The organism is Sphingorhabdus lutea (assembly GCF_001889025.1).
GTDB lineage: Bacteria > Pseudomonadota > Alphaproteobacteria > Sphingomonadales > Sphingomonadaceae > Sphingorhabdus_B > Sphingorhabdus_B lutea.
In genome coordinates, this window is sequence record NZ_CP018154.1 from 1,980,016 (window position 1) to 2,005,244 (window position 25,229).

The window sequence follows — 25,229 nt, forward strand, 5'->3', positions numbered from 1 at the left end:
TCCAAGATAAGTTATAATTTTCGCGGGCAAAATGTGCCAAAAGCCAGTTAAGTGGCGCCAAAATAAATATGGCGGCCAATTTATGACCGCCATATCCGTTATATCATGATTATTTTGACCAGGTTAATTACCCTGTCTGTTCAAAAAGCGGGGAATATTTGGTCCATCGCCACCATCATCATTATCATCGCGTGACGAACCTAGCCCCTTGGAAAGATTTGACATGCGTTCAAACAATGTGCCGCCGCCCGTTGCAATGCGCGGCGCGGGGGATTCGGGTTGTTTTGGCGCTTCCTCAATTTCTTCGGCAACGCTATTTTCGCTGCCCAATTCTAACATATCGCCATCATCATGCGATTGTTGATCTGCAGTGTGAGAAGATGCCTTGTTATCCTCAAAAGGATCAGACAATGTCATCACTTCTTCTTTAACAGGTTCTTCAGACATTGGCGCACTTAATTCCATTGGTGCTTCTTGTGGTTTTTCAGCATCAACCTCTGGCGCAATTGGCGCGGCAGTTTCTTCTTGTTGGAAAGAAAATGACGCCTTTGGCTGCGGCGTTACCGGCGCAGATGCCTTTGCAAATGTCATGGGACGCTGGCTGGCCGCATTTGCGCCCATATCCGCATCAATACCTGTGGCAACAACCGACACGCGGATTTTGCCATTCAAATCATTGTTAAATGCCGAACCCCAAATAATATTGGCATCAGGATCAACCAATTCACGAATATGGTTTGCGGCCTCATCCACCTCCATCAGGCGCATATCTTCACCGCCGGTTATGGAAACAATAACTCCCTTTGCACCTTGCATCGACACGCCGTCAAGCAAGGGGTTGGCAATTGCTTTTTCCGCAGCTTCTAATGCGCGGCCATCGCCCTCTGCCTCACCCGTGCCCATCATCGCCTTGCCCATTTCGTGCATCACACTACGCACATCGGCAAAGTCTAGGTTGATAAGGCCCGGCATTATCATCAAATCGGTAATGCCGCGTACGCCCTGTTGCAAAACCTCATCAGCAAGCAGAAATGCCTCTTTAAAGGTGGTGTTTGGATTGGCGACTAAAAACAGATTTTGATTTGGAATGACGATTAAGGTATCGACATGCTTTTGCAATTCTTCAATACCGCTATCGGCCGATTTCATCCGGCGCGAACCTTCAAACATAAATGGCTTGGTTACCACGCCGACCGTCAAAATATTCATTTCGCGGGCCGCCTGCGCAATAACAGGCGCCGCGCCTGTACCGGTGCCGCCACCCATGCCCGCGGCGATAAAGCACATATGCGATCCCTCAATCGCTTTTTTAACCTGCTCAATTGTTTCCTCGGCGGCTGCACGGCCAACCTCTGGCCGTGAACCTGCACCCAATCCTTGGGTAATATCTGGCCCCAATTGGATGCGATGTTCCGCAGGGGAGGAATTTAATGCCTGCGCATCGGTATTGGCAACCATGAAATCAACGCCCTCTACATTGGCGTTAATCATATTTGCAATCGCATTGCCGCCTGCGCCGCCAACGCCGATAACGGCGATTTTTGGACGAAGCTCATCAACTGCTGGTGGTCCAATATTGATGCTCATCTTTACTACCCCTTTAACCTTAATAAATTTCCAAATGAAATGAGAATAATATGCTCACGTCCAAATGAATATAATTTTTTAATATACTAGAAACATGCCATAGACAATTTTTACAGATTATAAAGCATAAATGACATATTTACGCAGTAAAAACTCTATCAATAATTTTCCTTAATCACCGATATAATTTTTTGAAATAATGATTTTGGCGCCGAACCCATGCCTGTTTGTTCGGCATAATCAATCATCCCCATATCCTTTTGATCCAAAAAGGCAAATTGCACCATTCCGGCCAAGGTGGCATAGGCTGGGCCATGATGCGCATCGGGCAGGCCGCTAAAATATTCTGGTTTGCCAATACGGACATTTATGCCCAAAGAGGATTGAAAATAATCGGCCAATCCTGTCAAATTGGCACAGCCCCCTGTCACGACAACCAATTTTACCTGTCCATGCTCCTTCATCATATCTCGAATGGTGGCGGCAACTTCGCGTGAAATATTGTCCAATTTTTCACAAATTGCGGTATTTAATTGCGCCCGGGTAATTGATTGCACATTGGAATGGCTTGTCCCTTCCTGTTTATCCAATTCGATTATATCTTGATTATCCCTTGGGCTTTGCTGGGCCGACCCGTAAAAACATTTAATCCGCTCTGCATGGCCGCGCCTTATCCCAAAACTGGACGCCACATGATCGGTAATATCATTGCCGCCCACCGAAATGCTTTTCAAATCGGTCAACATTGAATTTTTGAACAGCGAAATATTGGTTATTTCCGCGCCCATATCGATTAAGATACAGCCCAATTCCTTTTCTTCATCGCCCAAAACGGAAATTCCCGCCATTAAAGTGGACGCAGCGATAAAAGTTGGCTGTAAATGCGCGGCACGAACCGCATTATCAATATTACGATATGGCGATGGGTCGGCCATAATCATGTGCACATCCACGCCCATCATATCGGCATGCAGGCCAAGGGGCAATTGCACCCCCTTCACGCCATCAATGCGATATTTGCTTGCCTGTGCATGCAATATCATCTTGCCGCCCGTGTCAAATCCCTCTCGCCCCGCCGCGATTAAATCATCTATATCATGTTGCTCGACACGATTGCCGCCAAGCTCCAACTCCACCGATGCAATTGAACATTCCAACCCACCAGCGGTAATGCTGACCGCGATTTCATCAATATTAATAGCTGCAATACGTTCTGCCTGCTCAACCGTGTTGCGAATGACCACTTCGGCCTGTTCAATATCGGCAATATTTCCGCGCGTCACACCGCGACTTTCGCGCAGCCCCGTGCCCAGAACGATAATGCTGCCATCTTCGCGTCGACCGGCAATCATTGAACATATTTTGGAACTGCCAATGTCCAATGCTGCAATAATTTTTTCAACTTTTTCCGCGCTCATACTCCATCTTCCTCTGAGGTTGCTGGCATAGCGGGTTTTTCACTATTATCATCACTATCATCCGTTTTTTTATCATCGGATTCATTTTTATCCTGGGCCGTTTTTACCCGAAAATAGGCCCGGTCCGGATCGCGCATGTCAAACCGCAATGTGCCGCGCCCCAATAAACGATTTACCCCGTCCATACGGGCAAATTTAACAAAGGCTGTTTCGGCCTGTTCCTTGCCCTCTGGAAGGGCCAAAACTTCACCTGTCTTAAATTCAATATCCCATCGCCTATTGCCAATCCAATTGGCCGCCACAATTTCCGGACGCAGCGAGCTTACCTTTTCAAGCAGCGCATTTAACGACCCAACCTGTTGGTTCGCGCCATTGCCCAAAATTAAAATCAGCGCATCATTGCCAGAAATTTCAACATCTTTTAAGATAACACCTTCGCTGTCGACCAAGGCGATATCACCATTTATTTTCCACCGCGCCACCGGTTCACGTTCCACAATGTCAACCACCAATGAATCGGGCAAACGGCGCGACACCCGCACTTCCTTTACCCAGCCATAGGTCAATAAATCGCGCCTTATCCGTTCCACATCAACCAAAGGCATGGCGCGGTTTTCCTCTGCCAAGACAAGATCATAGACCCTAATTTGGTCAACACGGTTCATGCCATTAACTTCCACTCTTTTTACTTCAAAACCCGCGCGTTTTGACATGTCGACATAATGATCAAATATCATTTGCGGCACACCCATTGCACGGCCAAATAAAAATAGGGCAAGCAAAATAAACGCCACAATCGCGGCGGTAATTATTTTACGAAGATGTTGAGAGCTTATCGGTATATTGGCAATGAAACGGTCAAAATTTGATATTTTTTTGACACGTTTTTTGCGCGGCGCGGCCCTGCTTTTTGGGTCTGCCTTATTTTTTTGACCACGTTTGATGCTGGCCCTGCTCACCCTGCCTCCTCGATTATCATTTCAACCAAGCTGGCATAATCAATGCCGACATATTTTGCCTGTTCTGGAACAAGGCTAAGCGGTGTCATGCCCGGCTGTGTGTTGGTTTCCAACACGAACACGCCGTCCTTGCCCAATTCATCATCCCAGCGAAAATCGGTGCGTGACACGCCCTTGCATCCCAATCCTTCATGACATTTAATTGCCAATAATTTCATATATTCCTCTATTTCTTGAGGAATAATTGCTGGGCAAATATGCTGTGTCATGCCATCAGTATATTTGGCATCAAAATCATAAAAACCGCTTTTCGGGACTAATTCGGTAACGGCAAGGGCGCGGCCACCCATTACGGCGGTGGTCAGCTCCCTACCCTTAATAAATGGTTCGGCCAATAATTCGTCAAATTCTTGCCATGGCCCTTTGCTATCGCGCGATATCGGGTCGCCATAATTGCTTTCATTGGTGACAATCGCCACGCCGACCGATGACCCTTCATTTATCGGTTTCAACACATAGGGGCGCGGCAATGGGTCGCCCGAATAAAGGGTTTCACTTTTCACCACCTTACCCTTTGGCATTGGCACACCAAGGGGGACAAGACGCTGTTTCGTCAATTCCTTGTCAATAGCAATCATCGATGTGACCATGCCGCTATGCGTATATTTCACACCCATCAGGTCAAGCATGCCCTGCACACTGCCATCTTCACCCGGTACACCGTGCAATGCATTAAACACAATATCGGGTTTGGCCGCACTAATTTTGGCCGCCACATTGCGGTCCATATCAATACGGGTAACGCGATAACCGCGTCCCTCCAACGCATCAGCAACGCCATTACCGCTCATCAAAGAAACGGGACGTTCATTGGACCAACCGCCCATCAATACCGCAATATGGGGCTTATCGCTCATCCTTTTTTCTTTCTAAATATAATGGTGGTTGGAAATTTATCACATCATTGGCGCAACCATCTTCCCATGGAAATAAACCGTCTTTAGAACCGGGCCACACCAATTGAAATGCCGCATCCATATCTTGGTTCATATGTTCTTTTTGATACCAAATGGCGGAATTGAAAAATGCGGGAATAATATTTGTGGGATGAACCGCCTTCACCGCGACTTTATGATTATCCAATAATCCATCCAGCATGATACCGTCTTTTAAAACCAATCCATTTTTACATTGATCCAAAACTTCATTTATCATCGCGCCCATTATTTCATGGGTAAGGCCAAAAGTTATAATCTCTGCCTGCCCAACACTTTGGGCAAAGCCAATGGAATATGTAAAATCGGGCAATGTTTCATGAGGTCCAAAAACGGTGGTTGTTTGGCATCCATATTCTTGAATATTGAACAATAATTTTTCTTCATATTCCTTTTGTTTATTATTCGTCATCCAACTTTCCCAACTCTTTGAATTTCCCATTCAAGCTCAATGCCCGACTGGTCCTTTACACGGCGGCGCACTTCCTCACCCAATGCTTCTATCTCGGCTGAACTTGCCCCGCCAATATTAAGAAGGAAATTTGTGTGCTTCTCGCTCACCTGTGCGTTGCCGATGGTAAGGCCGCGGCAACCCGCCGCATCAACCAATCGCCATGCTTTATCCCCATCGGGATTTTTGAAGGTAGAACCACCGGTGCGCGAACGAAGCGGCTGTGATGCCTCCCGCTCTGCGGCAATGCGGTCCATTTCCGCGCCAATGGTTGCGGGATTGCCCGCCACACCCTGAAATAAAGCCTCCACCACAATCGCATCCTTGGGCACATCGCTATGGCGGTATCGGTAATTAAACTGTGCCTTATCCCATGTCACAATGTCGCCATTGCGCATTACCAATGTTGCCTCGATTAAATTATCGGCGGTTTCATGGCCATATGCGCCTGCATTCATTTTTACCGCGCCGCCAACGGTGCCGGGGATACCGCGTTGATATTCCAATCCGGCAATACCTGCATCGCGCGCCGCGCTGGCCAATGAAATGCCCATTGCCGCCGCCCCTGCACGAACTTTATGGTCATCTTCAACAATAATGGCCGCCATTTTTTTGGGCAAGCGAACAACAACACCGTCCACACCGCCATCGCGCACGATTAAATTTGACCCAACGCCAATGGCCATGACGGGAATGGATGCGTCCAATCCGCGCAGGAAATTGGCCAAATCTTCCTTACTTTCAGGACGGATAAGCCATTGCGCCCGTCCGCCCGTGCGAAACCAGATGAAGGATGCAAGGTCGCCATTTTGTTCAACCTTGCCATTTAATGCGGGAATTGAGATTGCATTTTCCATGCCCATTATGACCCGCGCGCCTTTTCTATACCATCGGCCAAACCCGCCGCCCATGCGGTAATATCCCCCGCACCCAAACAAATTACATGATCATCCGCCTGAATTTTTCCGGCCAATAAAATGGCAAGATCGTCAGCATTTTCAACCATATCGACCATATGATGGCCGCGCCGTTTCAATCCAGCGGCCAATATCTCGCTATTCGCGCCGTCAATTGGGCTTTCTCCTGCCGCATAAACGGGCGTTACCACCACCATATCGGCATCGTTAAATGCCTGTTGAAATTGTTCCATATGGTCGTTTAAGCGCGAATAACGATGGGGTTGAACCACGGCAATCACACGGCCTTTGGATGCTTCGCGGGCGGCGGCCAACACAGCCTTTATCTCCACGGGATGATGCCCATAATCATCAATTATATGCGCGCCTGCTACCTCACCCACCTTGGTAAATCGGCGTTTCACACCAGCAAAATTGGCAAAACCAGATTGCAATTGCGCGTCACTTAACCCCATTTCAATACCAATGGCCAATGCGGCAATCGCATTTTGCACATTATGCTTGCCCGGCATAGGAAGATGGATGTCACAAATTTTGCGTATTGTGCCATCGCGTTTTTTGACCACCAGATCAAATGTATTGCCGCCGCTGTCGCTGCGAATATTATCACCGCGAACATCCGCCTGTGCTGAAAAACCATAGGTTACAATGCGCCGATCGCGAATTTGCGGTAAAATTGATTGCACCTCTGGATGATCAAGGCACATAATCGCCGCCCCATAAAAGGGCACATTTTCAACAAATTCGACAAAGGATTTTTTAATCGCGTCAAAACTGCCATAATGGTCAAGATGTTCTGGATCAATATTGGTAACCACCGCCAATGTGCCGTCCAAACGTAAAAAGCTGCCATCGCTTTCATCCGCTTCGACCACCATCCATTCGCTTGTCCCCAAACGTGCATTTGAACCATAATTATTGATAATGCCGCCATTTATAACTGTGGGGTCAATATTGCCCGCATCCAAAACCGCTGCAATCATCGATGTGGTGGTGGTTTTGCCATGTGTTCCGGCCACGGCAATCGTGTTTTTCAACCGCATCAACTCGGCCAACATTTCGGCGCGGCGTACCAATGGAATACGGTTTTCCAATGCGGCCTCAACCTCTGGATTGCCGCGTTTTACCGCAGTGGAGGTTACAACAACCGACACACCCGCAACATTTTCCGCCGCCTGTCCAATGGTGACCTTTATCCCCTTTTCACGCAGCCCCTTAACCACATAGCCGTCGGAAATATCAGAACCCTGAACCTTATATCCCAAATTATGCATCACCTCAGCAATGCCGGACATGCCAATGCCGCCAATGCCGGCAAAATGTATTATACCAATATCGGTTGGAACACCCTTCATGAAGAAACCTCTTTCGCCATCGCTGGACTTGCACCAAATGATGGATTTTTATTATTTGTTATTTTCATCGGCTTTGTCATAGGGGCTGTGCCAAAAGATTCAACCAAATCCGCCAATTCACGCACGGCAAATGGTCGGCCACATTTCCATGCGCGCCGCGCCGCATTTTCCAACGCCTCCGGCCCCATCGCCATTTTCTGCATTTGTTTGGCCAATTGCTTGGGGGTGAAAGCCGCTTGATTTATTGACGTTGCACCTCCGGCATCGACCATTTCGGCCACATTATATCGTTGATGATCATCCATCGCCGTCGGCAAAGGAACAAAAATGGCGGGCCGCCCTGCACAGCTTAATTCCGCAATTGTCGATGCACCTGCACGGGCGATAACCAAATGTGCCCACCCAATTTTTTCCGGTAAATCGGGTAAATATGTCGCCAATGTCGCGGGGATATTATGGCTGCGATATGTATCGCGCACCCGTTCAATATCCTCCTCTCGGCATTGTTGAATAACCTGCAACCGGCGCTTCAGGTTTAACGGCAACATTGACAAACCATCGGGCACAATATCGGATAATATGCTTGCCCCCTGACTACCTCCGGTCACCAATACGCGAAATATGCCTTCCTCCAAAAATGGTGGGAAATTTTGATCGCGAAGCTCCAACACTTCTTCTCGAACTGGATTACCCACCAAATGCACCTTTTTTTGATGCTTATCAGCCAATCTTTGCACATTGGGATATGCGGTTGCGATTGCATTCACCTTGCGCGCGGACAATCGGTTCACACGTCCCAAAACAGCATTTTGTTCATGGATAATGGTGGGAATATTTTCCGCAAATGCCGCCAATAAAGCAGGAAGCGCGGGATATCCGCCAAAACCGACCACTGCGGTGGGTTCAAAATTTTTATATAAATTGCGCGCCATTTTGCGCCCCGCCCATATGGAACGCGCCGCCGACAACCATCCCTTTGGCCCGCCCGAAACACGCCCTGCGGGTAAAATATGTGTCGATACCCCATCGGGAAGGCCGGGAATTTTTGCACCGCGATCATCAGTGACAAATGCCACCACATGCCCGCGAGAGATAAGCTCCTTTGCCAATGCATAGGCCGGAATAACATGACCGCCCGTTCCACCAGCCGACAACACATAATGGCGGGTAACAGTCATCGATTATATCTCCTATTTTGTCCTTGTTTATGCATGAAGGGATTACGACGAGTAAGCGCCAATATCAAACCCGAAGTGATAGAAATTGACCATAAAGATGATCCACCATAGCTTATAAAGGGTAAAGTCATCCCTTTTGAAGGAAACATACCAAGGTTTACCGCAATATTAATCATGGCCTGTCCACAAAATTGCGTCACCAATCCCGTCACCGCCAATATTGTAAAATAATCTTTTTCTTCAAATAAACGCAGCGCCACGCGAATGATAATGGCAAAATAAATAATAATAATCGCCGCACAGGCCAATAAACCAAATTCTTCGCCAATGACGGAAAAAATATAATCGGTATGCGCCTCTGGCAGGGAATATTTACGTTCCCCCAATCCCGGGCCAACACCAAATAAACCGCCCGCGCTTAACGTGGACAGCGCCAATTTATCATGGGTAATGCCATCTGTTCCAAATAAAAATGCGTCAATCCGCGTGGCCGCTACGCTATAGGTGAAATAAGCAGTGACCAATCCACCAATGCCCATGCCGAAAAGTGCAGCCAATTTCCAAAATTTTACACCCGACACCATGATGACTGCAAAACAAATGCCGGATAATAAAATTGTTTGCCCCAAATCCGGCTGCAACATCAATATCATTGCCAAAAATCCAGTAATCGCAAAAATAATCGGATATACTGGCAGGCTTTTATCCTTTAATTTCCATGACACCACCCACGCAATGGCCACCGCATAAAATGGTTTTAGGAATTCCGATGCCTGAAACGACATGAAACCTAAATTTATCCATCTTTTTGCGCCGTTAATCTCACTGCCTAAAATAATGGTAAACAACATGGCAACCACCATCGCGGCAAAACCAATTAACGCCATTCGCCGAACCATATTTTTGGGAAACATGGAGATCACCAACATCGTGACAAATGCAATAACCGCCCATGCAAATTGCCGGTAAAAGAAATATAATTCGGGTAAGGAGACATCCGCGCTGGACAATCGGCGTGCAGTCGCGGGCGATGCCGCAGCCACAGCCAATAATCCAATGGCAAGCAAGCTTAAAATCAATGCCAATAAAACACGGTCCAATTCCCAAAACCAGATGCCAAGCGCGGTTCTGTCCCCGCGCCCCAATCGATTGGAAAGGTCAAATTGTTCTGAAATCATCCGTCCGGCAAGCGGAAAATTGGCCTGAAGCTTTGGATCTTCTTCATTGGCCGAATTTTGGGGTTCAGCCATTGACGTCCCTTTGTTCAGATATTGCCCGAACCGCCATTTTAAAACATTCGCCCCTTGCTTCAAAATCTCTAAATTGATCAAATGATGCACAGGCAGGCGATAATAATATATTATCCCCCTTTTCTGCCATGCTGGCGGCGCGCTCCACGGCCATAATCAACATTTCGCATTGTTCAACCTTGGCATGTGGGCTGAACATTTTATGATATTCTGCGCCCGATTCACCAATGGTGTAAATCGCCTTTACATGATCCATAAATGGCAATGCAGCGGAAATATCATAATCCTTTGCCACCCCACCTATTATCCAATGCACATTATGAAATGCCGCCAATGCCGGTGCGGCCGAGGCCATATTTGTCGCTTTGCTATCATTTATATATGAAACGCCGTCAATTTCGCCAATATATTCCAAACGATGCGGCAAACCCTTATATGTTTTAAGCCCTGCCTCTATAACCTTGTCATTCAGGCCAAGGCCGCGACATATTGCAACCGCGCCGGAAATATTTTGCGCATTATGCGGCCCATTTATGGATATACTATGGTCAAAATGGGCAATATCAACGGCATAGACAATCTGTTTTTGCGCGGATATTTTACTCTCTTGTGTCTCATCAGGATAATTATCCTGCGCCATTTTTAACGATATCGCGTCATCACCGCAAAAAATTGCCTGTCCATTTGAATGTTGCATTTCAAACAGGCGCCGTTTGGAACGAGAATAGCCCTCAAAACCATCATATCGATCCAAATGATCGGGGGTCAGGTTTAATAATAATGCAAATTCGCAGGCCAGATTTTGTGTTAAATCAATTTGATATGATGATAATTCCAACACATATACACCACCAGCGGGCAATGCATCCTGCCCCAAAATAGGCAGGCCAATATTACCGCCCATGCGCGTGGGGATGGCCGCATTTTTCAAAATATGATGCACCAAAGCCGTGGTGGTCGATTTACCATTTGTGCCAGTAATGCCGACAACACGGTGCGGGGGCAATTCATGACGCGCCATAGCAAATAATTCAATATCGCCCAGAATTGGCACATTTGCGGCATTTGCCCTGCCCACAATGGGATGTGTATTTAATGCTATTCCTGGCGACAGGATTAACGCGTCATATCCCGCCAAATCCATTTCCATGGGATCGGCAAGCGTGGCGATATCCTCCACCATTTTTCTGGCTTCGCTGCGATTATCCCATGCAGTAACATGTGCGCCGCTAGCGATTAAAGATTTAACCGTCGCATATCCGGTGCGGGCAAGGCCAAGCACAATATATTTTTTTCCTGCAAAGGCGCGCGAAATAATCATCTTAATTTCAATGTAGAAAGCCCCGCCAGCGCAAGCACCAGAGAGATAATCCAAAATCTAATCACCACTGTGGATTCCGCCCAGCCCATTTGTTCAAAATGATGGTGAATGGGCGCCATGCGGAAAACCCGCTTTCCGGTCCGTTTGAAATAAAATACCTGAATGATGACCGATGCCGCCTCCAACACAAATAAACCGCCAACAACGGCCAGCACAAATTCATGATGCACCGACACGGCAATTGCGCCCAATGCCCCGCCAAGGGCCAAGCTGCCCGTATCGCCCATGAAAATGGCCGCAGGGGGCGCATTAAACCATAAAAAGGCAAGACAGCCGCCGATAATGGCCGCACAAAATATGGCCAATTCGCCCGCGCCCGGCACATGCGGAATCCCCAAATAATCAGAGAATATGGCATTACCAGCAAGATAGACGATGATTAAAAATGTGCCGCTGGCGATGACCACGGGCATGGTTGCCAACCCGTCCAAACCATCGGTTAAATTTACCGCATTGCCCGACCCAACAATAACAAACATGGCAAAAATGATGGCAAAATATCCCATATCAATCGCGACTTTATTGAAAAAGGGCACGTAAATTTCGGTACCATTTTGGCTTAAAATCATGAAACTGACAATACCGGCAATCGCAAATTCGATTAACAATCGAACCTTGCCCGACACGCCCTTATGGCTTGCCTTTCGCACTTTATCCAAATCGTCCATAAACCCGACCATGCCGAAACCCAATGTTACAATCAGGCATGACCAAACATAAATATTATCCAATTTCATCCATAATAACAAAGAAATGGTTAATGATATTAAAATCATTAACCCGCCCATTGTGGGCGTGCCAACCTTTGCCAAATGGCTTTGCGGGCCGTCGGCACGAATGGGTTGCCCCTTGCCCTGTCGTAACCGCAGCATGACAATGAATCGAGGACCAATTAACATCCCAATGAAAAGGGATGTTGCAACCGCACCGCCTGTTCTGAAACTGATATAGCGGAAAAGGTTGAACACACCTTCAAAGCCAAACCATTCCGCCAATAAATATAACATTTATGTACCCAACCCCTTAAACTTATTTACTATTTTGGACAATCCAACACTATTTGAACCTTTGACCAAAATTAAATCACCCGCGCATAATAGCTGATGAAATAATTGTTCACCATGTTCTGCGTCTCTGCAATGGTGGATATTTGAATTTGGTTCAACCTGTGATTTCATGCTTGTGAAAAGATTTTTCATTTCATCCCCCACCAAAATGACATGATGCGGGTTTGCCTGCATAATTATGGGCGCAAGCGCGGCATGATAATGGTCGCTTTGGTCGCCCAATTCTTTCATACTACCCAATATTAAAATTAACTGGCTATGCCCATTTTGCGGTTTTGAAAATGTCAAACTGGCCTGCTCAATTGTTGCCTTCATCGATGCAGGGTTCGCATTGTAACTTTCATCAATCATTGTCGCGCTACCGCCGCCGACATTACGGACAATCACTTCGCCGCGCCCTTGTAATCCCGCCATATCAGCCAAGGCCAAACCTGCAACCGCCAAATCACCGCCCACGGCATGAACCGCGCCCATCACGGCCAGGCTATTTGATGCCCAATGACGGCCATCTTGCGAAAGTTGATAAGTTACCTGCCCGCCGCCCAATTTTTGAGCAAAAGCAGCAGTAATATGGCTTCCGCCTTCGACCCTGTTCATCATTTCAATGGCACATATGTCCGCGCCTTCATTAAAACCAAAACCAATGACATCATGGCCCAATGACGCCGCAATTCCGGCCATTAAGTCAAAATATGGGCTGTCATAAGAAATAATCGCCTGACCACCCTTTGTTAATCCTTCAAATATTTCGGCCTTGGCTCTGGCAATTTCGCTTTCATCCTTAAAAAATTCAATATGCGCAGGGGCAATAGTGGTAATAATCGCAGCATTTGGCTGCACCAATTTGGTTAGCGCCGATAATTCGCCCACATGGTTCATACCCATTTCAAAAACCGCATATTCGCAATCACGCGGCATCCGCGCCAAACTTAATGGCACGCCGACATGATTATTATAACTTTTGACCGAACGGTGCGCCTTGCCAAATGAAATGCGGTTTAATGCTGCGAATAATGCCTCTTTCGTGCCGGTTTTCCCCGCCGAACCAGTAACGCCAATCACCTTGCCCGACATGCGCCGTCGCGCCGCTATACCCAGATTATTTAACGCCTCCTGCGTATCTTCAACCTTTATGACATTGCATACACCATCAAATGACACATCATCACTGATTAAAATCGCCGCCGCGCCATTTTTCACCGCCGCATTGACGAATAAATGCCCGTCGCTTGCCTCCCCCTTCATGGCGATGAATAAATCACCCGCCAATATTTCGCGCGAATCAAACGCCACACCATTTATGTCGCCATTATGATGCGCCGACAATAAATCGCCATTTACCGCTGCGATAATTTCATCAACAGTCCATAAAGCGGTCATATCGCACACTCCCGCGCGACTTCGACATCGTCAAATGGGTGAATAGTCATATCATCACCGCGCCCGTAAATTTGGCCATTTTCATGCCCTTTGCCAGCAATTAAAATAATGTCATTTCCATTGGCCGCTGCGATTGCAGTGGCGATTGCATCGCGCCGATCGGCAATATTTGCCGCCTGTGGTGCGCCCTCCAATATTGCCGCCCTGATGGATGCGGGATCTTCCCCACGCGGATTATCATCAGTAATAATTATATTATCGGCGAATTTTGCTGCAATTTCACCCATTGGCTTTCGTTTACCCATATCGCGGTCGCCGCCCGCGCCAAATACCAAATGTAATTTGCCGCTGACATGCGGGCGCAGCGCCGCAATTGCCGCCTCCAACGCATCGGGCGTATGTGCATAATCAACATAAATTGGCGCCCCAGATCGGCTTATCGCGGCGCGCTCCAACCTGCCCCTTACGGGTTGCAACCTGCCCAATAGGGGGATTAAATCATCCAGCTTTGCCCCACTGGCCAGCACAATCGCCATGGATGTTAACGCATTTGCCGCCTGATATGCACCAATTAGGGGGAGCATGATTTGTGCCTCTTGCCCCTGTACCTCAAGCGTTAATTTTTGGCCAAGCTGGGTCGGTTCTCTTTTCAAGATATGAATGGATTTCCCTGCCTCACCCACGGTAATCATGCGGATGCCGCGTTTTTTGACAATATCTATAACCTTGCCTGATGATGGATCATCGGCCCAAATCACCGCAACGCCATCTTCATCCAAAACCTGTTCAAACAACCGCATTTTGGCACGAAAATATTCCTCCATCGTGCCATGATAATCCAAATGATCACGGGTAAAATTGGTAAAGGCGGCGATGCTGACCTTTGGCCCTTCGCTGCGATATTGGTCCAACCCATGGCTGGATGCTTCAAATATAGCATGGCTTATCCCCTCCCGCGAAAGGCCGGAGAGATTGTTTAAAAATGTTACAATATCCGGCGTGGTCAATCCGGTTTTCACCTGTTCATCGGCGGTGGTAATGCCCAATGTGCCAATGGAGGCAGCATGAAAGCCCAACATCCGCCAAAGCTGGCGCGTTAATTCAACATTTGATGTTTTGCCATTTGTGCCCGTCACCGCCGCAACCATTGGCGGAAATGGTTTAAAATATAATGCTGCAAGCAAAGCAAAGGTCCGCCTTGGCTCATCGCTTTTAATATGCAGAGCACCTTCCACCTTTGCATCGGGATGCGCGACAATGGCAATCGCCCCTGCGCCAATTGCATCGGCGATAAAATCTTCGCCATTAAATTTAGCACCGCGAAACGCGCCGAAAATATTATCCTTGGCAATTTTGCGATTATCAATGGCAAATCCGCTGACGCGTTGATCCAATATCTGCGTCGTTACAGCATGTGCTGGAACCAAAATTTCCGCGCTATTAAGCAAGGCCCCAAGCCGCATTTCATTCTCCCTTTGGCGCCCATAATAAAGGCATTAATTCCGAAACATCAACATCGCGATTCTTATTAGGTATCACCCCTAGCATTGGACCGATACGTGGGACAAGCTGTGCCACAATCGGAGCAGCAGTCCAACCGGCGGTGCGTTGAAACCCTGTCGCGGCCAAACCCTTTGGTTCATCCACCATGGTGATAATGACATAGCGCGGATCATCCATTGGAAATGCCGCAGCAAAAGTCGCCACCACCAAATTGCGATTATATCCGCCCGATTCGGGTTTTTCCGCAGAACCCGTTTTACCGCCAATCCTATATCCCGGTGCATCCGCCTTGCGCCCTGTGCCATCGGCAACAATCATGCGCAACAATTGGCGCATCCGCGCGCTGGTTGCGGCGGAAAATACGCGCCGTGATTTAATTTTTTGATTTGGCGCAACTTTATACATGGTTGCCGGATGCCATAATCCGCCATTGACCAATGCGCAATATGCCGTCGCCAAATGCAGCGGCGTTACAGAAATACCGTGGCCATAGCCCACTGTCATATTGGTAATGCGTCCCCAATTTCTGGGCCAAATGGGCTGCGCACGTTCCCCCAATTCAATTTCAGGTCGTTCATTAAAACCCAAATTGCGCAGCATTGCGTCCATCCGTTCCTTGCCCAAATTGTCGGCCAGCCGCGCCGTCACTATATTGGAACTATGCACCAAAGTTTCGGGCACATTTAACCAACGATTGGCCGGATGTGTGTCACGAATTTTATATCCACCAATGTCAAGCGGCGCCGTTGCATCATATCTTATTGCCAAATCCCTGACTGTTCCTGCATCCAATGCAGCGGCAACGGTCAATGGTTTGAACGTAGAACCAAGCTCATATACCTGATTGGTCACGCCATTTACTTGGCTGCTTAAAAAAGCATATCCATCCGGCGGCGGCGATCCATCCTTGCTATCATTGGCAAATAAAGGGCGGTTGGGGTTGAATGACGGCAGCGTCGCCATGGCTATCACCTCCCCGCTATGCACATCCATAATAATGCCCGACGCGCTTTTCGCCCCCGATGAACGCATGCCTTTGTCAAGCTCGCTTTCCAATGCAGCCTGCACCCGAACATCAACCGATAAAATAGTTTGTTTGGCCCGGCTATTGGGGTTTGATAAATGTTCGTTCTTGGCCCGCTCTATGCCCAAAACGCCCTTCCCATCGCGGTTAATGAAACCCAAAATATGCGCACCAAGATTATGCTGCGGATATAATCTTTCTGCCTCTCTTGGAAATTCAATTGCCAATTCACCCAATGCATGAACCCTGCGCACTTCCTCTGGCAAAGCGCGTTTGCGCAAATATCCATCACGTTTGGATGTTAATTTTTCAAAAAAATTCTGCGCCGGTGTATCGGGGAAAATTTGGTGTAATTGCTGGGACAAAACCTGTTTATCGCCAATAATGTCCGCCGGTTTCACCCAAATGGCATAGGCGCTGATGGTTTGTGCCATTGGGTTGCCATTGCGATCAACAATTTCACCGCGATCGGGAACATATTCCCCATTTGTGGCACCAAATGCGCTATTGCCTTCAAAAAAACCAATCATGCCAATCCGGCCAATGGCCAAAACCACAAAACAAAGAAAAAGGGCGACTAACCATAATAGCCGCCAATATGCTGTGCGTTCCGCATCAACAGCCAATTTTGCTTGGCTGGATTTTATGGATCTGGTGACCAATAAACTCATCTATTACGCGCCTCTCGCGCTGCGCCTTTTTTAATATCGCCGCGCATTTTATCGGACATCATTATTTCGTCAATTCGCGCCAATTTCTCTTTCTTGCTTAATTCGGCCTTTATCCCATCCTTATCCTTTTGACGCGCTGCGGCATTGGATTTTTCGCTACCTTCGCTTGGTTTGTTCGATATATTTGCGGCGGCAATGTCGCTTGGGCTTGCATCTTCTTTTTCATCATCGCCCATAATGCTTTGTTTTAATGGTGCAAATGCCGATCCAATAACACCCGCTGGCTTAACATTTATGGCATCCCCATTTGATGCGACCAAAACTGGCTTTCTATCCATATCAATCGCCCCGCCAAGTCCGGCAAGCGCGCGCTGTCCATCGGCAAATTGGTCCGCAGTTGGCGCGGCATAACCAAATAATAATGCGTTCCATTCCTCCAATTGCTGCATGCTGGCCCTTGTCCGCAATTCAGCGCGCAATGTGCTAATCTCTCTTTGGGTTTGCACAATTTCCTTATCAATTTTTGACAAGTCGCTATGCGCCGCCGCCACATTTAATGACAAGGGGTATAAAAGCAGCAGGATGACGAATATCAACGCCAACCAGCCTAAATTGCGAATCCTTTTCATCGCCAAACTCATGCTGCTTTTCCTTTTTGAAATTCGCCAAATGGCCATGCGGGATTTTCTGTGCGCTCTGCAACACGCAAAATGGCCGAGCGACTGCGCGGATTGCGCGCCAATTCTTCTTCATCGGGCTTAATCGCCTTGGACAAATTGGTAAAAGTCGGCAATGGCCCATTATTTTGGGTGATGGGTATATGTCGCGATACGGCCATTTTGGTCGTGCTACGTTGCTTCATAAACTGTTTCACCAGTCGATCTTCCAAACTGTGAAAGGTAACAATTGCCAATTTACCACCGGGCCGCAAAATGCGTTCCGCCGCCGCCATTGCAGCGCGCAACTCATCCAATTCTTGATTGATATGAATGCGTATCGCCTGAAAAGTGCGCGTTGATGGGTCCTTTGGCATTCCGGCATGATGGCCCAATGCCTTGCGAACAATATTCGCCAAATCCAAAGTCGTTTTTAACGGGCGGGCCGCCACAATTGCGCGGGCAATTTGGCGCGATTTGCGCTCCTCGCCATAAAGGAAAATTATATCGGCAATTTGGTTTTCATCGGCTTCGTTCAAAAAATCTGCAGCGCTTTGTCCTGATTGTGACATGCGCATATCCAATGGACCTTCTTCGCGGAAAGAAAATCCGCGCTCGGCCTGATCCAATTGCATGGATGACACGCCAATATCCAAAACGACATTATCAACCTGTGCCACGCCATATTCTTCCAATATAGATTGCATGGAAGAGAAGCAGGCAGAGAAAAGGCGAAACGCGCCATCTGCTCTGCCTGCAAGTTCTGCACCAGTGGCAATTGCAGCGGGATCACGGTCAAACGCATATACGCGCGCGCCGGCAGCCAGAAAAGCCCGGCTATATCCCCCTGCACCAAAGGTGCCATCCACTATCTCGCTTCCAGGGGTGATGGAGAGAGATTGGATTAGTTTGCCCAATAAAACGGGATCATGTGGTGAGGATGATTGCGGCGACAAAGAGGTCATTTACCTTTCCTTTCCGCCTGATCAATCCAGAATAATAATTCCTCGCGCACTTGATTATAACCAGATGGCGTATCGGCAAGGAAGATATCAGGATTCCAAATCATAAAATGGGTGGTAGTGCCAAAGAAGAAAGCCTTATCTTCTAATTTACCAAAAAATTTCAACATGGGCTGAATGACAAAACGTCCACTTTGTTCAAAAGGAATATCGTAAATAGAGGAAGAAGGCTGCTCACGGTTAAAATCTTCACCGCGATTAAGCGCGCTTTCCCACTGTTTTTCTATATCAGTGCGGATTTTATTGCGCTCTGCCTTGCCAAATCCGATTAAGCAGGGATATTCGGCATGACGGGCAAGGCATACAATATTGCCACTGCTGGATTGTTCGACACAGCTGCGCAATTCCGATGGCATAGTCATGCGGCCCTTACTGTCCAAATTGGACAGCCCAGATCCGCCATATACCACCAATTGTGACACCTTAATCCCCTTATGGTTTTTGCCCCATTATCGGTGTCATCCACGGCCAATATATGAATTTAATTTTTACATATAATTTGGCCAATATTCTCCCTGCCGCAAAAGCATGACTTAAAATGCTCGCGAAAAAAGAATCTCATGAAGGATTCCACCCCATCTATAATTAGGGCATATCAAGGGATTTCATGGTTGAAAAGGGGGATTTTATGGGACAAGCACTTGTGATTAGCCTTAGCTATTGAAAAATATAGTTAATTTTTTATTCACCATATTGGTGATTTACATGATTTCATAAATTTTTTCTGATTATATATAAATTATTGAAAAAAATGCCTGAAAATAGGCACAAAATATTCACGGTCAGGCGCAAATAGATTTTACGCCCATAAAATCCCAAAATATATTATTATAAATAAAATCGTCATTTTGGCGCATCATGCCAACAAAATGCGCCCGTTAACTCGCGGAGAGTTTTTTCAATAAATTGATAATCAATGCCATATTATCATTACCGCCAAGCATAGACGCCGCATCATCCAAAAATTCATCGCCCATTAAATCCGCATCGGCCAATAAAATGGCATGCCCCTTGCCCACTTTACAAATGGCGACCCAATTTTCGGTCTCAATATTGCATATACTATTTTTGGAGCTACCCTTTATCGATGTCCAATAACCAGCGGTCTGGGTTAAAATTTGATATTCTTGATAATCAAGCTCAACATCCCCGCTTTCCATCGACACCACCATTTCCAACCCCCAATGCTTAAACAAGGGAGAAAGCAAGGATGTGAAAACGGGCCGACGCTTATCCCCAATGGGATATTTTGATTCCACCGCCAATGCAGGATCGGCAAGGAATAATGCCCTGCCGCCCTTGGCAATCCAATCATCCAAAATGACCAATTCCTCTGGCGAAAGCGCCCTTGGCTGGGCCAGCATGATGATTTTCGTTTTTGATGTTTTCAAAATCGCCAAATCGTCAATTTGCTGCACATCATAATCTTCGCTTAATTTAACAAAGGCGTGATATGGTTTGGCCTCCCCCGAAAGCAGCATCGCCGGGTCACCCTCCCCCATCGCCATGGGGATGGATGACATTAACAATAATGGCGGCAATTGTTTTTGCTTGGGCAAATAATTTGCACCGAAATAGGCCGCAACCAACAATAATAATGCCGATAGGCCCATTCCCAATATGATTTTTTTATCGCGCAAAATGAACAGCTTTATGAATTAAATATTATTTTTTTGCAGGCGGATTATCGGTGCTTTGCACCACCGGATTTGCGCCCGGCTCGGCTGCCTTGCTTTTATTCATCGCCTTTGCCTTTACCGCTTCATCAACAGGCGCAGGGGTCGCGCCCAATTCAGCCAAGGGTTCTTTGGGAATATCAATCCCTTTGGACACCGCATTGCTGGGATCGCTCAACTCTTCTTCGGTTGGCAATCCGGATAATAAGGCCTTATCCTCATTATCCAATGTCATTTGGGCCAAGGTGACGAACAATAAAACCGCCACCATGCCCATGATGGAGAATTTTACCCGTTGAATTGAACTAATGCGCATTTACCCTCCCACGGTCTGCCACGGCATTGGCGGCAATCCCTTTTCCGCCATCCAATCCGGATTGTAAAGCGTAGATAAATAACGCAGCCCCGTATCGCATAAAATAGTCACAATGCGCGATTTTGGTCCTAATTTTTTGCCCAGCTCCACCGCACCGGCAATATTTATGCCGGATGACAGACCAAGGCACAGCCCCTCATCCTTTAACATATGGCGCACCCAAAACAGACCATCTTCATCGGAAATACGAAATTGTGTATCAATTGGCGCGCCTTCTAAATTTGCGGTGATACGCCCCTGCCCAATACCCTCTGCAACCGAATTACCCTCTGCTTTTAATTCGCCAGATTTAAAATATTCATATAAAGCCGCGCCATGTGGATCAGTTAAGGCAATGGTGATATTTTCATCAAATTCTTTAAGGCCAAGGCCAACACCGGCAATTGTACCCCCCGTGCCAGCAGCACAGGTAAATCCGTCAATTCGGCCCTCCATCTGATGCCAAATTTCCTTTGCCGTTGTTTCAATATGCGCACGGCGATTGGCCACATTGTCAAATTGATTGGCCCAAATGGCATTTTCGGTTTCTTCGGCCAATTGACGCGACTGATGAACAAAATGCGCCGAATTTGAATAGGGCGCAGCAGGAACCAACACCAATTTTGCGCCCAATGATCGCAATGTGTCCATTTTCTCGCGCGATTGCGTTTCGGGCATAACAATGATGGTCGAATATCCCAACGCATTGGCAACTATGGCAAGCCCGATACCAGTATTGCCCGCTGTTCCTTCAACAATCGTGCCGCCCGGTTTCAACCGCCCCTGCTGTTCGGCATCGCGAACAATATAAAGCGCCGCCCGATCCTTTACCGATGCACCGGGGTTAAGAAATTCACATTTCCCATAAATGTCACAACCCGCAGCTTTACTTGGCCCATCAAGGCGTATTAACGGCGTATCGCCGATTAAGCCCAACATATTTTGATAAATTTTTGTCATTGCCTATTTAATAGTCCTAGCTGCGCCATGAAACAAGATGATAGAATGATATTATTTTTTAGCCATCGGATTTATCAGCCGAATTTTTGATGTTTTTCCCACACTCTTTCAATTCATCATATATTTTTGCACATATTGCCTATTTATGTGTTGATATATTATATCATAACTATTAAACGCGCCGCATGACAAATAAAAATTTAAAGATACTCTTATCTGCCTCCGCCCTCTCCTCCCTTTTCATCCCTGCAGTGGGATATGCCCAATCGATCAAAGGTGACATGCCGCCGACGGTTGAAAAGGCGCAGGATGATTTTCATAATAATCCTGAAATCATCGTCACCGCCCCATATTTTGAAGATTTGGACTTTTTGGCAGGCACATCTGCACTTAGCGGCAGCGAGCTTTCCGTTTTATCACGCGGGCAAATTGGCGATGTTTTAACAAAATTACCCGGTGTATCAGCAACCGGCTTTTCCCCCGGCGCATCGCGCCCCGTCATTCGCGGCTTTTCTGGCAATCGCGTCATGGTCCTTACCGATGGCATTGGTAATATTGATGCGTCAAATACCTCCGCTGACCATGCGGTAACCATTGAAAGCTTAACCGTCGAACGGATTGAGGTATTGCGCGGTCCGGCGGTATTATTATTTGGTGGCCAAGCCGTTGGCGGCGCGGTTAATGCGCTGGACAAACGCATCCCAAGGTCCGTGCCCGAAGAAACTATTCATCTTGACTTCACAGGCAGCTATTCCACCGCAGCCAAAGAAGGAGCGCTTGGCGGATCGGCTGATTTCAAACTAACCAATAAATTGGTCGCCCATGTCGATGGCAGTTACCGTAAAAGCAGCGACCTGCGTACCGGCGGATATGTGTTGTCACCATCTTTGCGCGAACAGCAATTTGAACTTGTCCAAGAGGCAATAGACGAAGGCGAGTTAGAAGAAGCCGCCGAAGCCGAAGAATTGGCCAATTTGCGCGGCCGCATCCCCAATAGCGGTGTTGAGACATGGACAGCAGGAACCGGCATTTCATTCATCGATGATGGTGGCTCATTGGGCATTTCATTTTCCATATATGATACAAATTATGGAGTGCCAGAAGCTCCATCGGGCGGCCATGACCATGGCGGCGAAGAACCTGCACCGGTTAGCATTGGTCTTCGCCAATATCGCACCGATTTACGCGGAGAGGTTGAAGCAGGCGGTTTTATTGACAAAATAAAATTACGCGCTGGATATGCCGATTATCAACATACCGAATTTGAAGGCGATGAGGTTGGCACTTTATTTTTATCAAAGGGCATTGAATCGCGCTTAGAATTTATTCAGGATAAACGTGGCATTTGGCGCGGCGCATCGGGCGTTCAATATCAATTACGTGATTTTAACGCCATTGGTGAAGAGGCATTTGTACCCAAATATAGCAGCCATCAATTTGGCCTTTTCACCCTGCAAGAATTAACATTTGATCCAATTGATGTCGAATTTGCCTTGCGATATGACCATAGCAATATCTCATCACAGGCAATTGATTTTGACAGAAATTATGATGCATTTTCTGCGGCAATTGGCGTTGGATATTTAATTGGCGATACCAAAATTGGTGTCAATTTTTCCCGCACACAGCGCGCACCAAGCGCGGAGGAACTATTGTCCGACGGGCCGCATATCGCCACGCAGGCCTATGAAATTGGCGACACAGGATTGAAAACCGAAAAATCACTGAATGCGGAAATTTATGCGCGTTATAACAGCAATAATCTCAACCTAAACGCCACACTATATCTTCATCATTTTAATGATTTTATTTTTGAAGATGCCACCGGCGCAGAGGAAGATGATCTGCCCGTTTTTCAATATTTCCAAAATGATGCCCGTTTTTATGGCATCGAAACACAGGCTGATATCAAATTTGCCACTATAGGACAGGCAGATTTATGGGCCCATTTTGTGGGTGATTATACCCATGCAAAGGTTAATAATGTTGGACCTGTGCCGCGTATCCCGCCGCTTCGTCTATTGGGCGGTTTAGAATGGAAACAAACGACCTTTGACATAAAAGGCGAAGTGGAATGGAATGCATCACAAAAACGCATTGCCACATTTGAAACCCCCACAGACAGCTTTACCTTCGTGAATTTGTCGGCAACTTTACGGCCATTTTCGGCCCAGCCTAATATTAGCGTAAATTTGGCGGCGAATAATATTTTCGATGTTGTGGGCCGCCGCGCGGCATCCTTTACAAAGGATTTTGTGCCGCTTGCCGGACGTGATTTCAGGATCAGCTTTATCAGCAGTTTTTAAATCATTTCGGAATATTGACTGATAGGGGCTTCTTCTCATGACGTGAGGAGAAGCCTATCACTATTATCGCCAATTCATATAAAATCACCAATGGCACGCCCAATAAAAATTGCGAAACAATATCAGGCGGGGTTAACACAGCAGCAACAACAAATGCGCCGACAATGGCATAACGCCGCCCGGATTTCAGTTGTTGAAGACTTACTATCCCAGCCTTTTCCAACAAAATAAGCAATAATGGCAATAAAAATGAGATACCAAAGCCAAAGATAAATGTGGTCACAAAATCAAGATAATTGCCCACACCGGGCAATGCCTCTTGCGTCACGCCGCCAACATCACCCGAAAAGCCAAGTAGGAATTTTAACGCAACCGGCATCGCAACATAATATGCCATTGCCGCGCCAAGTCCAAATAATATGGGGGTCATCAATAAAAATGGCAAAAATGCCTTTTTCTCATTTGAAAATAAACCCGGCGCAATAAAACGCCAAATTTGCGTCGCCAATACCGGAAATGCGACCATAAGCGCGGCAAAAAACGCTACCTTAATTTCGGTAAAAAATGCCTCAAATATATTGGTGTAAATAATTTTACCCTGCCCCGCGACCAATAGGGGTTGAACCAAAAATGCAAAAATCGACTTGGCAAAATAAAAACAAACACCAAATGAAATGGCCAGCGCCAAAAAACAATAAAGCAACCTTGTGCGCAGCTCTATTAAATGTTCCATCAGGGTCATTTCGCCCTCTTGACCGCCTGTTTCCTTATCCTCCATCATAAAGGCAGCTCTTCATTTTTCGGTTTATTATCATCTGATTTTACAGTTTTTTTTGTCCCATCCTTGGCATCAGCATCATTTTCATAATCGCTCATCGGATGTTCGCGCATGATATTTTCATTTTGCGCCTGCCATTCTTTTTTCAGCTCATCCAATTCCGCCTCGCGCACCATTTCATCAAATCCAGAGCGGATTTTGCCTGTTACACGGCGCGCCTTTGCCACAAAGCCACCAACTTTGCGCATTACAGCGGGCAATTCCTTTGGGCCAATCACCACCAGGGCAATTAACGCAACGACCAGAAATTCTGAAGATGCTACATCAAACATATAAAAAC

23 protein-coding genes are annotated in these 25,229 nt (G+C 47.0%); 1 reads left to right on the plus strand and 22 read right to left on the minus strand.

Translation table 11 applies throughout. The features are described from left to right. Positions 1-123 precede the first annotated feature (123 nt). The 20 genes from ftsZ to LPB140_RS09530 form a co-directional block, all read right to left on the minus strand. Entirely contained in the window at positions 124-1,587 is a 1,464-nt protein-coding gene (ftsZ, locus tag LPB140_RS09435) for a cell division protein FtsZ (RefSeq protein WP_072559618.1), read from the minus strand. Positions 1,588-1,745: 158 nt separating this feature from the next. After that, on the minus strand, positions 1,746-3,005 hold the full coding sequence (gene ftsA, locus LPB140_RS09440; protein WP_072559619.1) for a cell division protein FtsA: 1,260 nt from the start codon (positions 3,003-3,005) through the stop codon (positions 1,746-1,748). Further along, positions 3,002-3,964 (minus strand): cell division protein FtsQ/DivIB, encoded by a 963-nt coding sequence (locus LPB140_RS09445; RefSeq protein WP_072559620.1) that lies wholly within the window; start codon positions 3,962-3,964, stop codon positions 3,002-3,004. The genes ftsA and LPB140_RS09445 overlap by 4 nt, the downstream gene beginning before the upstream one ends. Then, a complete protein-coding gene (locus LPB140_RS09450) occupies positions 3,961-4,881 on the minus strand; it encodes a D-alanine--D-alanine ligase (RefSeq protein WP_072559621.1) in 921 nt (306 codons plus the stop codon). Before LPB140_RS09450 ends, LPB140_RS09445 begins: the two co-directional genes overlap by 4 nt. Beyond that, positions 4,871-5,371, minus strand: a complete 501-nt coding sequence (locus LPB140_RS09455; RefSeq protein WP_072559622.1) for a DUF4262 domain-containing protein — start codon at positions 5,369-5,371, stop codon at positions 4,871-4,873. The genes LPB140_RS09450 and LPB140_RS09455 overlap by 11 nt, the downstream gene beginning before the upstream one ends. Beyond that, complete coding sequence (gene murB / locus LPB140_RS09460) at positions 5,368-6,267, minus strand: UDP-N-acetylmuramate dehydrogenase (protein ID WP_072560764.1); 900 nt, start codon at positions 6,265-6,267, stop codon at positions 5,368-5,370. Before murB ends, LPB140_RS09455 begins: the two co-directional genes overlap by 4 nt. Before the next feature lie 5 nt (positions 6,268-6,272). Beyond that, the gene (gene murC, locus LPB140_RS09465; protein ID WP_072559623.1) at positions 6,273-7,682 is read right to left on the minus strand and encodes a UDP-N-acetylmuramate--L-alanine ligase; all 1,410 of its coding nucleotides are present in this window, start codon (positions 7,680-7,682) and stop codon (positions 6,273-6,275) included. Then, positions 7,679-8,860, minus strand: coding sequence for an undecaprenyldiphospho-muramoylpentapeptide beta-N-acetylglucosaminyltransferase (gene murG / locus LPB140_RS09470; RefSeq protein WP_072559624.1), 1,182 nt, complete (start codon positions 8,858-8,860; stop codon positions 7,679-7,681). Before murG ends, murC begins: the two co-directional genes overlap by 4 nt. After that, positions 8,857-10,110, minus strand: a complete 1,254-nt coding sequence (locus LPB140_RS09475) for an FtsW/RodA/SpoVE family cell cycle protein (RefSeq protein ID WP_232223390.1) — start codon at positions 10,108-10,110, stop codon at positions 8,857-8,859. Before LPB140_RS09475 ends, murG begins: the two co-directional genes overlap by 4 nt. After that, entirely contained in the window at positions 10,103-11,431 is a 1,329-nt protein-coding gene (gene murD / locus LPB140_RS09480; RefSeq protein WP_072559625.1) for a UDP-N-acetylmuramoyl-L-alanine--D-glutamate ligase, read from the minus strand. Before murD ends, LPB140_RS09475 begins: the two co-directional genes overlap by 8 nt. Further along, positions 11,428-12,498, minus strand: coding sequence for a phospho-N-acetylmuramoyl-pentapeptide-transferase (gene mraY / locus LPB140_RS09485; RefSeq protein WP_072559626.1), 1,071 nt, complete (start codon positions 12,496-12,498; stop codon positions 11,428-11,430). Before mraY ends, murD begins: the two co-directional genes overlap by 4 nt. Then, positions 12,499-13,938, minus strand: a complete 1,440-nt coding sequence (locus LPB140_RS09490; RefSeq protein WP_072559627.1) for a UDP-N-acetylmuramoyl-tripeptide--D-alanyl-D-alanine ligase — start codon at positions 13,936-13,938, stop codon at positions 12,499-12,501. Continuing rightward, complete coding sequence (locus tag LPB140_RS09495; protein WP_072559628.1) at positions 13,935-15,401, minus strand: UDP-N-acetylmuramoyl-L-alanyl-D-glutamate--2,6-diaminopimelate ligase; 1,467 nt, start codon at positions 15,399-15,401, stop codon at positions 13,935-13,937. The genes LPB140_RS09490 and LPB140_RS09495 overlap by 4 nt, the downstream gene beginning before the upstream one ends. 1 nt (position 15,402) lies before the next feature. Beyond that, positions 15,403-17,136 (minus strand): peptidoglycan D,D-transpeptidase FtsI family protein, encoded by a 1,734-nt coding sequence (locus LPB140_RS09500; protein WP_072559629.1) that lies wholly within the window; start codon positions 17,134-17,136, stop codon positions 15,403-15,405. Beyond that, positions 17,133-17,777, minus strand: coding sequence for a hypothetical protein (locus LPB140_RS09505; protein ID WP_072559630.1), 645 nt, complete (start codon positions 17,775-17,777; stop codon positions 17,133-17,135). Before LPB140_RS09505 ends, LPB140_RS09500 begins: the two co-directional genes overlap by 4 nt. Beyond that, positions 17,774-18,757, minus strand: a complete 984-nt coding sequence (rsmH, locus tag LPB140_RS09510; RefSeq protein ID WP_072559631.1) for a 16S rRNA (cytosine(1402)-N(4))-methyltransferase RsmH — start codon at positions 18,755-18,757, stop codon at positions 17,774-17,776. The genes LPB140_RS09505 and rsmH overlap by 4 nt, the downstream gene beginning before the upstream one ends. Continuing rightward, complete coding sequence (locus LPB140_RS09515; protein ID WP_072559632.1) at positions 18,754-19,236, minus strand: division/cell wall cluster transcriptional repressor MraZ; 483 nt, start codon at positions 19,234-19,236, stop codon at positions 18,754-18,756. The genes rsmH and LPB140_RS09515 overlap by 4 nt, the downstream gene beginning before the upstream one ends. A 456-nt stretch (positions 19,237-19,692) precedes the next feature. Next, a complete protein-coding gene (locus tag LPB140_RS09520) occupies positions 19,693-20,454 on the minus strand; it encodes a Gldg family protein (RefSeq protein WP_072559633.1) in 762 nt (253 codons plus the stop codon). Between the two features lie 25 nt (positions 20,455-20,479). Beyond that, entirely contained in the window at positions 20,480-20,806 is a 327-nt protein-coding gene (locus LPB140_RS09525; RefSeq protein ID WP_072559634.1) for a hypothetical protein, read from the minus strand. Beyond that, entirely contained in the window at positions 20,807-21,805 is a 999-nt protein-coding gene (locus LPB140_RS09530; protein ID WP_072559635.1) for a cysteine synthase A, read from the minus strand. It abuts the gene before it with no gap. A gap of 185 nt (positions 21,806-21,990) precedes the next feature. On the opposite strand from LPB140_RS09530, the gene LPB140_RS09535 reads away from it, so the two are divergent. Continuing rightward, complete coding sequence (locus LPB140_RS09535; RefSeq protein WP_072559636.1) at positions 21,991-24,111, plus strand: TonB-dependent receptor; 2,121 nt, start codon at positions 21,991-21,993, stop codon at positions 24,109-24,111. Between the two features lies 1 nt (position 24,112). Here LPB140_RS09535 and tatC read toward each other — a convergent pair whose 3' ends face one another. Both tatC and tatB read right to left on the minus strand, forming a co-directional pair. Beyond that, positions 24,113-24,889, minus strand: a complete 777-nt coding sequence (gene tatC / locus LPB140_RS09540) for a twin-arginine translocase subunit TatC (protein WP_072560768.1) — start codon at positions 24,887-24,889, stop codon at positions 24,113-24,115. Next, entirely contained in the window at positions 24,889-25,221 is a 333-nt protein-coding gene (tatB, locus tag LPB140_RS09545; RefSeq protein ID WP_072559637.1) for a Sec-independent protein translocase protein TatB, read from the minus strand. Before tatB ends, tatC begins: the two co-directional genes overlap by 1 nt. Positions 25,222-25,229: the final 8 nt, after the last annotated feature.

What these genes read in the sequence shown, in the direction of transcription:
- ftsZ (WP_072559618.1), bottom strand. Translation starts at nt 1,587, where the DNA reads ATGAGCATCAATATTGGACCACCAGCAGTTGATGAGCTTCGTCCAAAA.
- ftsA (WP_072559619.1), bottom strand. Translation starts at nt 3,005, where the DNA reads ATGAGCGCGGAAAAAGTTGAAAAAATTATTGCAGCATTGGACATTGGC.
- LPB140_RS09450 (WP_072559621.1), bottom strand. Translation starts at nt 4,881, where the DNA reads ATGAGCGATAAGCCCCATATTGCGGTATTGATGGGCGGTTGGTCCAAT.
- LPB140_RS09455 (WP_072559622.1), bottom strand. Translation starts at nt 5,371, where the DNA reads ATGACGAATAATAAACAAAAGGAATATGAAGAAAAATTATTGTTCAAT.
- murB (WP_072560764.1), bottom strand. Translation starts at nt 6,267, where the DNA reads ATGGAAAATGCAATCTCAATTCCCGCATTAAATGGCAAGGTTGAACAA.
- murC (WP_072559623.1), bottom strand. Translation starts at nt 7,682, where the DNA reads ATGAAGGGTGTTCCAACCGATATTGGTATAATACATTTTGCCGGCATT.
- murG (WP_072559624.1), bottom strand. Translation starts at nt 8,860, where the DNA reads ATGACTGTTACCCGCCATTATGTGTTGTCGGCTGGTGGAACGGGCGGT.
- LPB140_RS09475 (WP_232223390.1), bottom strand. Translation starts at nt 10,110, where the DNA reads ATGGCTGAACCCCAAAATTCGGCCAATGAAGAAGATCCAAAGCTTCAG.
- murD (WP_072559625.1), bottom strand. Translation starts at nt 11,431, where the DNA reads ATGATTATTTCGCGCGCCTTTGCAGGAAAAAAATATATTGTGCTTGGC.
- mraY (WP_072559626.1), bottom strand. Translation starts at nt 12,498, where the DNA reads ATGTTATATTTATTGGCGGAATGGTTTGGCTTTGAAGGTGTGTTCAAC.
- LPB140_RS09490 (WP_072559627.1), bottom strand. Translation starts at nt 13,938, where the DNA reads ATGACCGCTTTATGGACTGTTGATGAAATTATCGCAGCGGTAAATGGC.
- LPB140_RS09495 (WP_072559628.1), bottom strand. Translation starts at nt 15,401, where the DNA reads ATGCGGCTTGGGGCCTTGCTTAATAGCGCGGAAATTTTGGTTCCAGCA.
- LPB140_RS09500 (WP_072559629.1), bottom strand. Translation starts at nt 17,136, where the DNA reads ATGAGTTTATTGGTCACCAGATCCATAAAATCCAGCCAAGCAAAATTG.
- LPB140_RS09505 (WP_072559630.1), bottom strand. Translation starts at nt 17,777, where the DNA reads ATGAGTTTGGCGATGAAAAGGATTCGCAATTTAGGCTGGTTGGCGTTG.
- rsmH (WP_072559631.1), bottom strand. Translation starts at nt 18,757, where the DNA reads ATGACCTCTTTGTCGCCGCAATCATCCTCACCACATGATCCCGTTTTA.
- LPB140_RS09525 (WP_072559634.1), bottom strand. Translation starts at nt 20,806, where the DNA reads ATGCGCATTAGTTCAATTCAACGGGTAAAATTCTCCATCATGGGCATG.
- LPB140_RS09530 (WP_072559635.1), bottom strand. Translation starts at nt 21,805, where the DNA reads ATGACAAAAATTTATCAAAATATGTTGGGCTTAATCGGCGATACGCCG.
- LPB140_RS09535 (WP_072559636.1), top strand. Translation starts at nt 21,991, where the DNA reads ATGACAAATAAAAATTTAAAGATACTCTTATCTGCCTCCGCCCTCTCC.
- tatC (WP_072560768.1), bottom strand. Translation starts at nt 24,889, where the DNA reads ATGGAGGATAAGGAAACAGGCGGTCAAGAGGGCGAAATGACCCTGATG.
- tatB (WP_072559637.1), bottom strand. Translation starts at nt 25,221, where the DNA reads ATGTTTGATGTAGCATCTTCAGAATTTCTGGTCGTTGCGTTAATTGCC.